Source organism: Vibrio sp. EJY3 (assembly GCF_000241385.1).
Classification (GTDB): Bacteria; Pseudomonadota; Gammaproteobacteria; order Enterobacterales; family Vibrionaceae; genus Vibrio; species Vibrio natriegens.
Genome location: NC_016614.1, coordinates 1,823,010 through 1,837,217 on the forward strand (window position 1 = coordinate 1,823,010; position 14,208 = coordinate 1,837,217).

The window sequence follows — 14,208 nt, forward strand, 5'->3', positions numbered from 1 at the left end:
AAACTGCGACGCCCCTTTATCATTTGAGTTTCTGGTTAGAAATCTGCTGTCATACCAACATAGTAAGTACGTGGCGCTTCAACATAACCAATGTCTTCAAGCTCTTTCGACACACTCTCATCAGTTAGATTGGTGATACCCGCGCGAATGCGCAGTGAATCGTTCACATGATATACCGTACCCATATCTAACGTTGTGTAAGAGTCTTGAGTCAGCTCAGAGTCAATCTTACGTTCACCACGGTAACGAGCGCTCGCAAACAGATCCAAGTCTTTGGTTGGGTACCAGTTCAGGCGAGCAAATGCCGAGTGCTTGTAGCGCTCATTCAGCTCTTCACCGGTCGACTTGTCTTCTGTATCCAGGTACGTGTAGTTACCCGACATTGCCCACTGATCAGAAAGCTGAATGTTGCCTGACAGCTCAACCCCTTGGATAACGGCTTTTGAGACGTTTTTAAATGACTTGTATGGGTTAGAAAGCTCACGATCAATTGGGTCACCATTCTCGTCGATACAACTCATAACAGAGCTTGACCACGTTCCTGTTTCACAGAACACATCGGTTTGCTCAATCAGGTTTTCAACCTCGTTACGGAATAACGCCGTTTCAATATCCCAGTTACGAGCACTGTACAGTGCAGAAAGCTCATAGTTGATGCTGGTCTCTGCTTCCAGGTCTTCATTACCCTGAATGTCACAGTTACCTTTACAGCTGATCAACTTAAAGTCTGGGTTATTTTGTGTCATGGTTGGCGCTTTAAATGCTTTGCCTACTCCACCTTTTAGAACCAGTGAATCTGTGGTTTGGTGTACCAGGTAAACACGCGGGCTGAACTCTTCACCGAATTGCTCATGCTTGTCCAAACGGCCACCAATGGTTGCGGTTAAAGTATCCGTCATTTCCCACTGGTCCTGAGCAAACACAGCGCCTTGGTAAGCTTCTGCTTTGTTGCCCACGAGGTTTTCTGGGTTAGTCAGCTCACTGTTTTGGTAGTCCATACCAAACGTGAACGTATGACTATCGCCAAAATACGTTGTTGCCGATGCTTCCACAATTTGTGTCAGTTCTTCGATGGAATCCACACCGTCATTTGCCGCATCGATATTCTCTACGTTTTCGCGTGAATAACGTACTTGTGTGTCACCCCAAGACCATAAGCCAGTATGTGAAATTGCCTGGCTATCACGTCGAACTCGAGAGTTTGAAGACAAGACCGTCGTTGCGCTTTCAGCAACCGTGTCACGCTCGTCATTACTGTAACCTAAGTCTAAATCAATAAACTGAGTGTCGGATAAGTGCCATGACAATGTACCAAACATCGCTAACGTATCGCGCCCTTCTAAAGCCGTGATATCCGAACGATCATATTCAACGCCTCGCGCAGTCTTAGTGCCTGAATAGGGCTGCCACGCATCACGACTGGTTTGAGAAACGGAAAAACGCGCGAACAATGTGTCATCAATTAAGGCACCTGATGTGGTTAAACCAACCGTATATTTCTGCCCGCCGTTGCCGTCATTTGGTGTCGCGTTATCCAGACTTAACTGAGAACTCCAGTCATTTTCCGGCGACTTAGTGATGATGTTGATCGTACCACCCATGCCATCTGAACCGTAAAGTGCAGACATAGGACCACGGATGATTTCAACACGTTCGATTGAGTCCATTGGAATCGCAGAGAGATCGAAATCGTTACCACGGACAATCGCACTCGCAGAACTCATACGACGCCCATTCACCATAATGAGGGTGTATTTTGAATCCATACCACGAATAGAAATCTGCTGACGCCCAGCTCGCGTACTGTCGTAATCAGCTTCCACACTGGTTTGGTTCGCCACGATATCCGCTAACGTAATGCCTGGATCATTCTCGATGTCTTCTGCCGTAATCACAGACATAGACGCAGGTGCGCTTTTCAGCTCCATCTGCGTACGTGTTGCCGTCACAACCATTTGTTCATCGACTTTGGTTGGGGTTGTATCAGCAAAAACTGACATTGAGGCGCATAGTGCACCGATCGCCACTGCTAATGGTTTTGGTGCTGCCAGAGTAGTTTTAGACATATTAAAACCTGTTATTATTATTGAAAGTTATAATGATAATGGTTCGCATTAAATAGGTTTTATTTTGCTAAAACAAGTCTCCCCGTATACAGACAGTAAATTACCACTATGCAAAAAATGAATAACTAAAAATTTAATCATTCACTTTCGATGGACCCGTATATTTCTTTAAACAAGGACTTAACCCAGTTACACATCGGATCATTGTGGTAGCGCTTATGCCAATAGAGATAAACCGATTCACTATCAAGACGAATTTCTTCGGGTACCGTTTTCGTGATCAGCTTACGTCCAACACATGCCCCTTCCGCAAATGGGGTCGGCAAATGGAAGATCACATCCGTCTCTTCAGCAATGGCTGGGGCTGCATTAAAATTGGAAAGCTGTATGGGTATCGACAAACTTCGGCTCTTATCCACTACACCAAGTTCGGCAAACCGATGGTAAATAGACAGCGTTTTGCCGCCCTGAAGAGAAATCTGGCCAAAGTTGCATTCAAGTAACATGTCTATCGTCAAATCTTCAACATCCGCTAACGGATGGGACTCGCTCATCAAGAATCGATAGTCGCGGCTTGCAACTTTCATGCGATACAAGTTTTGCTCAGAACTAGGGGGCGAAGCGGTAGAAAGCACAAAATGCACATCCCCCGTAATCAAACCATCAAAATGCCTTTTAGGAATAGAGTCGACATCGACAATCATATTGGGTGCTTCTTGGCGAATGCGTGAAATCACACTAGGCAATAACATGGTCACTTGAGGGACTAAACCATAGAAGCGTATCGTACCTTTACTCTTCTCCGGAACAAAAGACTGACCATGCATTAACTTCTCTAAACCCGTTAGCACAGTGGTTAGATCTTGTTTGATGACTTCGGCTTTGGGAGTCAACTCATAGCCATGAGCGGTTCTCACAAGTAGCTCGTCGTTAAACAAATTTCTCAGCTTTTGTAAAGACCGACTGACGGATGGTTGGCTCATATTCAGCAAAACTGCGGTATTGGATACGTGCTTCTCTTCAAGTAAGCTCTTGAGAATAAACAGTAAGTTTAAATCTACCTGGGCTAAATTCACTTTTTGAATACTCACTATTCTGACAATTCAGTTGCTGGTTATAACCTATCTGATAACGTGTCTGCAATCAATAATCATTCTTATTTGATTTTAATCAACTTAAGTTTCAGTACTTTCAGATCATCTTTTGCTCTGTTTTCTTTTTTAAACGCTTTCCAGTTAGATGACTGACTTATAGACCTTTTTGGGAATCATTATGTTTGGTAAAACTTCTCTTCGTGTAGCAACAAGTGCGCTACTACTGGCATTAGCGCCTATCGGGGCATTCGCAAAAACCTACCAACACAGCATGGGCTCGGTAGAAATTAATGAAGTACCGAAACGCGTAGTCGTTCTCGGCTACGGCAGCCTTGATTACGTCGATGCTCTGGGTGTTACACCAATTGGCGTACCAAAGACACTACTTCCAACCACACTGGAAAAGTACAAAGGCGACTCTGTGGAAAACACAGGCAGCGTGAAAGAAGTGAATTTTGAAACCTTGTTTACGTTGAAACCTGATCTGATCATTGCAGAAGCGCGCATGGCGACCATCTATAAAGATCTAAAAGACATCGCACCAACGTACATGTTCGAGATTGATACCAAAGACTACTGGAAAACCACACAAAAACACTGGCGTACACTAGGCGAAATCTTCGAAAAGAGCGATAGAGCGGATCAATTGATCAAAGACGTTCAAGGTCAAATAGATACGCTTCACAGTAAAGTGGCACAACATCCTCCTCGCGCTTTAACTGTTTCGAACAGCGGCAATAGCCTAGCTATGTTTGGCGAAAAGAGCCGTTTCTCGTTTGTATATGATGAAGCTGGTTTCGCGCCATCAACGTCTCAAAACGTAGAATCCGTCTCCGGTAATCACGGCAACCTGATCTCATTTGAATACATTGCCGATGCACAACCAGAAGTTCTGTTGGTTTTAGATCGTGAGCAGGCTATTGGCCAGAGCAACGGTAAAGCGAAAGCATTGTTTGATAACGACCTCGTCAAATCAACACCAGCAGCGAAAAATGGTCGCGTGATGTTTATTGACCCGGCGGCCTGGTACTTGACTGCTGGCGGTTACCACTCAACTCAAACCATGATTAAAGAGCTAAACCAAGTCGTTGTTAACTAATAAGCGCACGTTAATCACCCTATAAAAATGACCTTTCCGCTTATGGCGTGAAAGGTCATTGTCGTATTTATAAACCTAAATCTTCACTATGAAATTACATCATATTTTGGCGTTTGCTTTGCTCATCAGCCTCGCTGGCATCTCATTGCTAGTCGGGGTAGCGAACGTATCTCTCTCGCAAATTTTGGCTGGTGACAGTCACAGTTTGAACATCTTGTTAGTCAGTCGACTGCCGCGATTAATTGCCATTGTTTTAGCCGGCGCAGGTTTGAGTATTGCTGGACTGATAATGCAACAAATCGTTCAGAACCGCTTCGCTGCTCCGTCAACAACTGGCACTGTGGACTGGGCAATGTTCGGTTACATCATCGCTTTAATCTTCTTTGCCGATATGAGCAGCTGGGTTCACCTCATTACCATCTTCGCTTTTTCTGTGCTTGGTACGGTGATTTTTGTTCGCTTTCTACAGCGTTTGAAGTTCAAAAACACAGTTTTAGTACCACTGATAGGCATCATGTATGGCAATGTCGTCTCTTCTATGACGACCTTTGTCGCGTATAAATATGATCTAGTGCAGACACTTGGCTCCTGGACGGTCGCGAACTTCGCTTCTGTTTTACAGGGTAACTACGAGTTTTTATATTTGGCGCTCCCTGTATCGGTGCTAGCTTACGCTTATGCCAACCGCTTTAGTGCTGCCAGCGTTGGTGAGAGTTTCGCGAAAAACATCGGCTTAAACTACCAGCGCATCGTACTTATTGGCGTTATCTTGGTCGCGGTGTTGTCCTCGTCTGTCGTGATGATCGTGGGGATGATTCCGTTCCTGGGTCTTATCGTGCCGAACCTTGTGTCGATATTTATCGGCGATAACATGCGTCGCAACTTGCCTTGGACTGCCTATGCAGGCGTCATTCTGGTACTGACCTGTGACATTTTAGGCCGTTTGATTATCTTCCCTTATGAAATCCCTATTTCGATGATCATCAGCATCTTAGGCGGTTCTGTTTTCATTTACCTGGTATTGAGAGACAAAGCGAATGCGTGATTCCATTAAAGTCATCGTACTCGCGGCTGTCGCAGTACTGATATGCGCCGTATTTATCGGCAAAGGTTTAACACCGGACAACTACCAATTTTTCTTGTCCCGTCGTGTGCCTAAAGTTCTGGCGATTGTATTGGCAGCAATTGCCATTGCTTCATCGTCATTGATTTTCCAGACCATCACCAATAACCGAATCCTCACTCCTTCAATTCTCGGTTTTGACTCCCTGTACGTGATGATTCAGGTGGTATTGGTGGTAATGTTTGGTGGCCTGAGTGTTTGGGTCATCAACAGCAAACTCAATTTCGTCCTGTCTACAGGCATCATGATTGTGTGTGCCATGACCCTATTCAGCTTCTACTTCAGAGGCCGTCAACGCAACATCTTCACCCTGTTATTGATTGGTATCGTGCTTAGCAGCTTGTTCAGCAGTATTACTGGCTTCTTCACTATGGTGACGGACCCAGATGAGTTTAACTTCATTCAGGGTTCCATGTTTGCCAGCTTTAACAACATCAACGGTGAACTGGTTTACTGGTGTGTCGCTCCGATGTTGCTTTGCGGCGCTTATTTAATTCGTATCTCACATAAGTTGGATGTGATGTGGCTGGGTGTGGACAACGCCAAGAGTTTGGGTATCGACACACACAAGCTGACTATGCAGGTGATGTTCATCATCACGTTGATGGTGTCTATCTCCACCGCGTTGATTGGTCCAATCCTATTCTTTGGTTTAATTGTTGTCGCTCTGACGCGTCAAATTTTCACTGGTTACCAGCATCGCCTGCTGATCGTCGCCAGCTCTGTACTGTCTGTTGTATTGCTGTCTGGTGGCCAGTGGGTCGTTGAAAACCTATTCGATTTCGATACCACCATCAGTGTCATCATCAACTTTTTTGGCGGCGGTTACTTCCTAGTTCTACTTATGAAAAATAAATTCGATTAAAGGTGTATCACATGATCCGTATTCAAGGTTTAAGTAAAAAATACAATGAAAAATACGTGGTGAAAAATGCTGATGCTCTTTTCCCTCTTGGCAAAGTGACCAGCATTATTGGCCCAAATGGCGCAGGTAAAAGTACCCTGCTTTCCATGGCAAGTCGCCTGACAGAAAGCGATGCGGGTACTGTCGTGATAGGTGACAAACCGCTCGACCAGTGGAACACGGAAGATTTGGCCAAGCGCCTTTCCGTGCTGCGTCAGTCCAACAATATCAATATGCGTTTTACTGTGCGTGATTTAGTCGCATTCGGGCGCTTCCCATACTCTCAGGGGCGCTTAACAGAACAAGACCATCGCATCATTGAAGAGTCTATGCAGCACCTTGAAATCGACCATTTGCAAGATCGCTTTATTGACCAACTGTCCGGTGGTCAGAGACAAATGGCGTTTATTGCGATGGTCGTCGCACAAGACACCGATTACATTTTTCTTGATGAGCCACTCAATAACCTCGATATCAAGCACTCCGTCGATATCATGAGTACACTGCACAAGTTAGCTAAACTGAAGAACAAAGCCGTGGTGATCGTAATTCACGATATAAACTTTGCTTCTTGCTACTCTGACCATATTGTCGCAATGAAGTTGGGTGAAGTCATTAAGGCGGGCACTGTAGACGAAGTCATTGATGAAGCGGTACTAAGCGATATTTATGAGATTCGTTTTGTCGTTCAGGAAATCGATGGAAATCGTATTTCTTTGTACTATCGACGTTAAAATAGCACTTTACGAAATGGCGACATCAGGTCGCCATTTTTGTACTGCAAGACAAAAAGATGTGTCTCTCCTAGACAATAGTGGTACTGTACTGAACAGTCTGATTTAAGCTAGGTTTTGTTATGCGCGCGTCCACTCAACAAAAAAGAATTCGCATCATCGAAGTAGCCACTGAGCTTTTTATTACGCAAGGTTACAAAGAAACGTCATTGGACCAAATAGTTGCCATTTGTGGTGGTTCAAAGCAAACCTTATACCGATATTTTTCCAATAAAGAAGGGCTATTTACAGAAGTGTTGGCGCACAACACTCAAACCAGTTTAGAGTCGGCTTTCCAGCTTTCTGCTCAACAAAATGAGTCGCTACAACAAACATTAGAAGACTTCGCCAAGAAGTATCTACGCGGAATTTGTTCCAACCCTGTTCTGTCACTTTACCGAATTATTTCTGCCGATTTTTATCAGCACGACTCAATACCAAAGCAGTTTTGGCAAACGAGTCCGATGCGGATTCATCAACACTTAATTGAGTTTTTAAAGACAGACGTTGTCAGCCAACAATTAGACATCGACGATCCAGATCTCGCGTGCGGGCAACTCCTCGCTCTAATCAAACTCGATTACCAGACCAAGGCGCTATTAGGGTTTGAGTTACCCGGTGATGCAGAGTTGGATACTCATGCTCGTAAAGCCGTCACCGCTTTTCTCTCACTCTATCAGAAACAATCAGCGTAACTCCTTATTAAAGGCAGAAGCCGCCTCCGAACTGGAAGTCGGCTTATTCCTCAACTTAAAAGAACCCTAGTTTGGACTCGCTTCTCGTTTTGCTACCAGTTTCTTGCCGATAAGGAGCACTGGAGCCAGCGCCAAAATCGAGAAAATAAACATAATCAATGAATTACTTAATGCCAAAGTCGTGGCTTGCTCTTTGACGACAGCAACCACTTGGCCCGCCCCCATGGAGGAATTAGGCAAATGCCCATGAGTGAGAATCGTACTGGTAAGTGCCTGTTCATAAGCAGAAAAGGCATGGCTCGATTGCTCTAACGTTCGTCCTATTTCACCCGATGCTTGTGCACTATGGGTCTGAATTACGCCAGAAAAAAATCCACCGCCGATAACACTGCCCATGGTTCGGAACAAGTAGAAGTTACAAATCCCCTCAAGGCGCTCATGATTTTTAAAATAGGTTAACACGGCAATGGTTACCGACACGTTCAGCATCCCTACCCCAAAGCCACGCAAAAGCATAGGTAAAAGCAACGATTCTGGCCCGGCCTCACTTGGTAGAAGACTAAAACGATATACAGAGAGCAAGATCATTAAAACACCTAATGGCACAACCGCATCAACCAGCGTTCGTCTTAGGTAAAACACCATCACACTCAGCAGCATGCCCACAATCATCGCATAGAAGAATGGCAACTGCGCATAACCAGCGTTCAAATGATTGTAGTTCAACGCCATTTTAAGGAAATTTCCAAACAGTGCAGAACTCGCCATTACCGCAAAACCCGCCAAAAAGGCGTTATACATAAAGACATTGGTTTTCAGCGTATTATGCAATTGCGATGACGCGGTATTTAAACGCCGTCTTTTAACTAAGAGGTAAATCAGGCTTAGCCCTAATGTGGTCGTGATCAGCGTAAGTTGAATAAACGCCTCTGAATCTAACCAGTTATAGTAACGGCCTCGCATTAACAGATAAACGACCAAACCTGTCGCTAACGCTGCAATAGTATAAACACCAACATGCGATTTATGCTTTTCGACAATGTTAACTGGTTCAGGTTTGTAAATACTCACAAGAATAAGCGCTGAAAAGTACAACCATGCCGATAGAACACAAAATAGCGACCAGTCAAATCGCTCCAATACATGTGCCATTAACCAAGGATACAAACCCATCGGCACCAACGTCGAGAAGACTAAAGTCAAAGCAATGATTACGGGCAACCAACGTTGCTCAAACACATCGAGCAAAAAGAGATTAACCACCACCAGCAATACACTCATGAAAAAGCCAACGAACAGCCAAGTCAGTTTGAATAACCATGGGCTCGGCAGTTGCCAGTATAAGATCATACTTGCCGTTATCTCTATGAGCAGAGCAGTGATCAAAATCCGGTAAGCACACCAGTGACGAACCAACTTCGGTGCCCAGATAAAGCCCAACACTTGGGCAATCATAAATCCGATTTTAACCAGCTCTGTTTCATCAAGAGACAAACCTATAGTCGCCGCCATTTCATACGAAAGCTCACTAAACATCACGGAGTTAATACCAAATGCCGCAAGCGCGAATAACACCCAAGTCAATAAACGGATACGTGACTTCATGGTAATTTAACCTTGTTTATCGATTTTAATCGCTACCTCGACAGACAGGCCCGGATAGATACGCTGTCTCAGCTCTTGGGGAATATCTAACTCAATTCGCACTGGCACGCGCTGAACGACTTTGACAAAGTTACCCGTCGCATTTTGTGGCGGGAGCAAACTAAACTGCGCACCCGTTGCAGGTGTAATCGAAGCAACTCTGCCATGCAGTGGCTTGTCAGGGAACATATCCAAAACGACTTCAACGTTCTGTCCTTCAATGACATTTTCTAACTGAGTTTCTTTAAAATTGGCTTCTACCCAAACATAGTCCGGAACCATCACGATGAGCCCCATACCAGGCTGAACAAACTTACCAACCTGCACTTGTCTGTCTGCAATAAAACCATCAAATGGCGCTTTTACCACCGTTCTCGCTAGCGCAATTTTAGCAAGTTTCAGATTTGCCTGAGCTCGTTTCTGTTGTGCAATAAGCTGCTTTTTCTCGGTTTTTAATGCCTCATATTGCTTTTGCTCTGCGCTTAACGCCAATTTAACCGATTCTAAATGACTGCGCGATTCGATGGCTCGCGTTCTTTGCGCTTCAAATTGGTTCTTACTGACTGATTGCTTTTGTACCAGACGTGACAAGCGCTCTAACTCCGCAGCCTGATGATCGGAATTAGCTCTTGCGCTAGTAATGCTTTGCTTCGCCTGTTCAATTTTGACTAATTGCATTTCCGTTTTGGTCTGGTTCGCTGTGATTGCTGCGTTGGCGACGTCTAAAGCCGATTCTGCGATCTCCAGATTTGCGATGAAATCCTCGTCGTCAATTGAAAACAAAGGCGTACCTTTGCTCACCCATTGGTTGTCTTTGACGAATAGCTGGCTAACTTGTCCTGCGACTTCTGGTGAAACCGCTGTCACGTCAGAATGGACGTAAGCGTTGTCTGTCTTAACTATGTTCGGCTGATACAAGCTGTAACCAACGCCGAATAATGATCCAAAAACAAGCAATAATGCGATGGCTTTCTTTTTCATACTGAACACCTCAACTAATGATTCGCCAAACTGTACTGTACGGTACAGTTTTAGTAAAGCAACTTTTGATCATTTTGAAAAGTGAGGATCTAAGGGGATGAGTTGAACGATCTTCTGGGAAAATATGGAGCGCCACGCAGCTTGTTGATAATTGGAGTAGATATTAATGTGTGGTTGCTCCAGTTTAAGCAGATTGAACACTGGAGGCCGTGTCAGCAACTCAACTCTTTTCAATCAAACTGTTTGTAATGCCTCGTTTGTATGCCTCAAAAAAGAACAAGTACGTTTCACAATGGTGCACCACCTCTACATCACCAGAAGGGATAAAAGGTAATTTCATTACAAAACAATTAGATATAAGTTGGTCTGTATTTTGCTAAACGAATATCGAATCGATGCTTCGATATAGATGCATCAACCATCAGTAACTTAAAAACGTTCGCGTTGTTTTAGGTTGCTTAGTTAGATTGTTTTGTTTACTTAGTTCTATCAAGGTGACTTAGTATGTTGTCTACAAACCATATCGCTAATTGGATAACCCTCGATTTTAAAATCGCCTTCTTTTTCCCTGCGCAATAACACTTCTTATTGGGCGCACAGCAATGTGCTCTGTACTGCTATTTGTTTAAACAAGCAGTACCACTCGATTAGCCCAAACCAAATATCAAGCATACAGAACAGTAAATCAGAGACTTATTTTGTTCGATAACTCCCCTCTGGTGTTGATAAAGCCATAAGTCAGGTATTTACCGCAGTGCGTTTATTTCTGAATTTTAGATTTGGGAAGGCACTGTTTTATTTCAATCCATCTGTATGCCTTAAAAATATTCAAAAAATGATCTTTTAGGGAAAATAAAATGGAAAACTTTAAACATTTACCAGAGCCGTTTCGTATTCGCGTTATTGAACCAGTAAAACGCACTACACGTGAATATAGAGAACAAGCGATTCTAAAAGCGGGTATGAACCCTTTTCTTCTGGATAGCGAAGATGTGTTTATCGACCTTCTTACCGATAGTGGTACAGGCGCTATTACGCAAGAGATGCAAGCAGCCATGTTGCGCGGCGATGAAGCATACAGCGGCAGCCGAAGCTACCATGCACTTCAACAGGCCGTTGAGGATATCTTTGGCTACCAATACACCATCCCAACTCACCAAGGACGTGGTGCAGAGCAAATTTACATTCCGGTTCTGATTAAAAAACGTGAGAAAGAGAAAGGATTAGACAGAAGCAAGATGGTGGCGTTGTCGAATTACTTTTTTGACACCACACAAGGCCATACACAGTTAAACTGCTGTGTTGCGAAAAACGTTTATACCGAAGAAGCATTCGACACTTCGATCGAAGCAGACTTTAAAGGCAACTTTGATCTGGAGAAACTAGAACAGGCAATCCTAGAAGCTGGCGCAGCAAATGTACCTTATATTGTCAGCACCATCACATGTAACTCTGCCGGCGGTCAGCCAGTAGCGCTTGCTAACCTAAAAGCGGTTTATGAAATTGGTCAGAAATACGATATTCCAGTGATCATGGATTCGGCTCGTTTTGCCGAGAATGCTTACTTCATTCAACAACGCGAACCTGGCTACGCTGACTGGTCAATCGAAGCAATCACCAAAGAAAGCTACAAATACGCAGATGGTCTGGCGATGTCAGCTAAGAAAGATGCCATGGTTCAAATGGGCGGCTTACTTTGCTTTAAAGACGACTCGTTAATGGACGTGTACACAGAATGTCGCACGCTGTGTGTTGTTCAAGAAGGCTTCCCGACCTATGGTGGCCTAGAAGGTGGCGCTATGGAGCGTCTTGCCGTGGGACTTTATGATGGTATGCGTCAGGACTGGCTGGCATACCGAATCGGTCAGGTTCAGTACCTGGTTGATAAGCTGGAAGCAATTGGCATCGTTTGTCAGCAAGCAGGTGGCCATGCTGCCTTCGTTGACGCAAGCAAACTCCTGCCGCACATTCCTGCAGAGCAATTCCCGGCACATGCACTGGCGTGCGAGCTCTATAAAGTCGCTGGTATTCGAGCGGTAGAAATAGGCTCCCTTCTATTGGGCCGAGATCCTGCGACAGGTAAACAACACCCGTGTCCGGCTGAACTGCTTCGCCTTACCATTCCTCGCGCTACCTACACACAAACGCATATGGATTTCATTGTCGAAGCATTCCAGGCGGTAAAAGAAAATGCAGCCAATGTAAAAGGTCTGGACTTTACTTATGAGCCGGAAGTTTTACGTCACTTCACCGCGCGTCTAAAAGAGGTTGAGTCAGAGATTCAAACTCCATCCATCACGACAGCAGAAACAGTATAAAAACTAAAAATTTAAGCGCAGCGTGGAAGGTTGCGCTTTTTATTTATTTTGATAAAGGAATAGCATCATGAATAAAAACCCATCTTTAGTCGGTGGCTCCTGCATTATTGCCAGTGTCTGTGTTGGTGCAGGTATGCTTGGTTTGCCAAGTGCCAGTGCAGGTGCCTGGACAGTGTGGTCCATTCTCGCGATTTTATTGACCATGGTCGTGATGACAATATCGGGCTGGATGTTGTTAGAAGCGTTTAAAGAATATGATTTAAAAGTTTCCTTTAATACCGTAACCAAAGAGCTACTGGGTAAAAAAGTTAACTTTATTAATAACCTGACCGTCTATTTTGTCGGCGGTATTTTACTTTATGCCTATATTACGTCTTCTGGGTTAATTATTCAGAACTTGCTCGATATCGATACCAAAAGCGCTTCTGTTATTTTTGTGGCCGTATTTTCTGCTTTCGTATGGCATTCAACGAGAGCGGTAGACCGAATTTCAGTTCTGTTGATTCTGTTCATGATACTTAGCTTCGTGTTTGGTGTTTCGGGGCTGGCAGCCAATATAGACACCTCTATTCTGCTAGACACCATCAGTCAGGAATCACAGTACGCACCCTACGCAATGGCAATTTTACCTGTGGCTCTGACGTCATTTGGTTACCACCACTCCGTAGCTTCTATGCGCGCCTACTACGGTGAAGAAAACAAAGCTAAAAATGCAATTTTGGGCGGCACAGTGATCGCTTCTGTTCTGTATTTATTATGGCTGACAAGCATCTTTGGTAATTTGCCTCGCGTTGATTTTGGCCCGGTCATTGAACAAGGGGGTAACGTAGATGTGCTGCTAAGTTCACTTGGCTCTGTGATTGAATCAGAAAAAGTGAGCCAGGCAATTAACAGCTTTTCAATGGCCGCGATTCTTTCTTCTTTTATTGGTGTGGGTTTAGGCGTGTTTGATTTTCTGGCTGACCTATTTAAATTTGAAGACAACCGCACAGGTCGAGCGAAAACATGGGCCGTAACTTTTGTCCCACCTCTGGTTTTATCTGTGCTGTTTCCATTTGGATTTGTTAGCGCCATTGGTTATGCCGGAGCCGCTGCAACTGTATGGACCTGCATCATTCCAGCACTGTTAGTGAGAAAAGCGCGCAAAACATCCGGCACGAAAGACGGGTTTAGGGCTCCTGGTGGGCAACCAATGCTCATGGGCGTCATCTTCTTTGGTGTCGTGACTGCCGCCTTCCATTTTATGAACATGATGGGAATACTGCCGACGTATTCTGGCTAGATGTCATGACTTACGGCTCGACATTCACGGTATGCTTACAGGAACGTCAGCAAAAACATAACAAAAGTACGAAATGATTGGTCAACAAGAAACGATCACTGTTACGAAAGGCTGATTTTGTTAATATTCATGTTGAGTCGAAGCTGACGACTACACCAACCTAATTAAATTGGCTTATTAAGTCACGATGTTAGGTTGGTTTATCATAACTATCACTAAATCCTAAAAA

At 44.3% G+C, this 14,208-nt stretch carries 12 protein-coding genes; 8 read left to right on the forward strand and 4 right to left on the reverse strand.

Annotated elements, in window-relative coordinates; translation table 11 throughout:
• Positions 1-35: 35 nt before the first annotated feature.
• Positions 36-2,066: a TonB-dependent receptor domain-containing protein gene (locus VEJY3_RS23885; protein ID WP_014235007.1), complete on the reverse strand. Its 2,031-nt coding sequence runs from the start codon at positions 2,064-2,066 to the stop codon at positions 36-38.
• Between the two features lie 137 nt (positions 2,067-2,203).
• Positions 2,204-3,142, reverse strand: a complete 939-nt coding sequence (locus VEJY3_RS23890) for a LysR family transcriptional regulator (RefSeq protein ID WP_014235008.1) — start codon at positions 3,140-3,142, stop codon at positions 2,204-2,206.
• Positions 3,143-3,338: 196 nt separating this feature from the next.
• Between VEJY3_RS23890 and VEJY3_RS23895 the strand changes: the two genes are divergently transcribed.
• The 5 genes from VEJY3_RS23895 (at position 3,339) to VEJY3_RS23915 (ending at position 7,754) form a co-directional block, all read left to right on the forward strand.
• A complete protein-coding gene (locus VEJY3_RS23895; protein ID WP_014235009.1) occupies positions 3,339-4,259 on the forward strand; it encodes a siderophore ABC transporter substrate-binding protein in 921 nt (306 codons plus the stop codon).
• A gap of 88 nt (positions 4,260-4,347) precedes the next feature.
• Entirely contained in the window at positions 4,348-5,304 is a 957-nt protein-coding gene (locus VEJY3_RS23900) for an ABC transporter permease (protein ID WP_014235010.1), read from the forward strand.
• On the forward strand, positions 5,297-6,247 hold the full coding sequence (locus tag VEJY3_RS23905; protein WP_014235011.1) for an iron chelate uptake ABC transporter family permease subunit: 951 nt from the start codon (positions 5,297-5,299) through the stop codon (positions 6,245-6,247). Before VEJY3_RS23900 ends, VEJY3_RS23905 begins: the two co-directional genes overlap by 8 nt.
• Positions 6,248-6,258: 11 nt before the next feature.
• The gene (locus VEJY3_RS23910) at positions 6,259-7,020 is read left to right on the forward strand and encodes an ABC transporter ATP-binding protein (RefSeq protein ID WP_014235012.1); all 762 of its coding nucleotides are present in this window, start codon (positions 6,259-6,261) and stop codon (positions 7,018-7,020) included.
• A 122-nt stretch (positions 7,021-7,142) separates the two neighbouring features.
• Positions 7,143-7,754, forward strand: a complete 612-nt coding sequence (locus tag VEJY3_RS23915; protein WP_014235013.1) for a TetR/AcrR family transcriptional regulator — start codon at positions 7,143-7,145, stop codon at positions 7,752-7,754.
• A 66-nt stretch (positions 7,755-7,820) separates the two neighbouring features.
• Here VEJY3_RS23915 and VEJY3_RS23920 read toward each other — a convergent pair whose 3' ends face one another.
• Complete coding sequence (locus VEJY3_RS23920; RefSeq protein ID WP_014235014.1) at positions 7,821-9,359, reverse strand: MFS transporter; 1,539 nt, start codon at positions 9,357-9,359, stop codon at positions 7,821-7,823.
• Between the two features lie 6 nt (positions 9,360-9,365).
• A complete protein-coding gene (locus VEJY3_RS23925) occupies positions 9,366-10,379 on the reverse strand; it encodes an HlyD family secretion protein (RefSeq protein ID WP_014235015.1) in 1,014 nt (337 codons plus the stop codon).
• Positions 10,380-10,883: 504 nt separating this feature from the next.
• On the opposite strand from VEJY3_RS23925, the gene tnaC reads away from it, so the two are divergent.
• From tnaC to VEJY3_RS23935, 3 genes are all read left to right on the forward strand, one after another.
• Positions 10,884-10,958 (forward strand): tryptophanase leader peptide, encoded by a 75-nt coding sequence (tnaC, locus tag VEJY3_RS26235; protein ID WP_076633468.1) that lies wholly within the window; start codon positions 10,884-10,886, stop codon positions 10,956-10,958.
• Positions 10,959-11,236: 278 nt separating this feature from the next.
• Positions 11,237-12,697 (forward strand): tryptophanase, encoded by a 1,461-nt coding sequence (gene tnaA / locus VEJY3_RS23930; RefSeq protein ID WP_014235016.1) that lies wholly within the window; start codon positions 11,237-11,239, stop codon positions 12,695-12,697.
• A gap of 67 nt (positions 12,698-12,764) precedes the next feature.
• A complete protein-coding gene (locus VEJY3_RS23935; RefSeq protein WP_014235017.1) occupies positions 12,765-13,979 on the forward strand; it encodes an aromatic amino acid transporter in 1,215 nt (404 codons plus the stop codon).
• The last annotated feature ends 229 nt before the right edge of the window (positions 13,980-14,208 follow it).

Coding starts and splice junctions, on each gene's coding strand:
- VEJY3_RS23900 (WP_014235010.1), top strand. CDS start 4,348: ATGAAATTACATCATATTTTGGCGTTTGCTTTGCTCATCAGCCTCGCT.
- VEJY3_RS23910 (WP_014235012.1), top strand. CDS start 6,259: ATGATCCGTATTCAAGGTTTAAGTAAAAAATACAATGAAAAATACGTG.
- VEJY3_RS23885 (WP_014235007.1), bottom strand. CDS start 2,066: ATGTCTAAAACTACTCTGGCAGCACCAAAACCATTAGCAGTGGCGATC.
- VEJY3_RS23925 (WP_014235015.1), bottom strand. CDS start 10,379: ATGAAAAAGAAAGCCATCGCATTATTGCTTGTTTTTGGATCATTATTC.
- VEJY3_RS23905 (WP_014235011.1), top strand. CDS start 5,297: ATGCGTGATTCCATTAAAGTCATCGTACTCGCGGCTGTCGCAGTACTG.
- VEJY3_RS23920 (WP_014235014.1), bottom strand. CDS start 9,359: ATGAAGTCACGTATCCGTTTATTGACTTGGGTGTTATTCGCGCTTGCG.
- VEJY3_RS23935 (WP_014235017.1), top strand. CDS start 12,765: ATGAATAAAAACCCATCTTTAGTCGGTGGCTCCTGCATTATTGCCAGT.
- VEJY3_RS23895 (WP_014235009.1), top strand. CDS start 3,339: ATGTTTGGTAAAACTTCTCTTCGTGTAGCAACAAGTGCGCTACTACTG.
- VEJY3_RS23915 (WP_014235013.1), top strand. CDS start 7,143: ATGCGCGCGTCCACTCAACAAAAAAGAATTCGCATCATCGAAGTAGCC.
- tnaA (WP_014235016.1), top strand. CDS start 11,237: ATGGAAAACTTTAAACATTTACCAGAGCCGTTTCGTATTCGCGTTATT.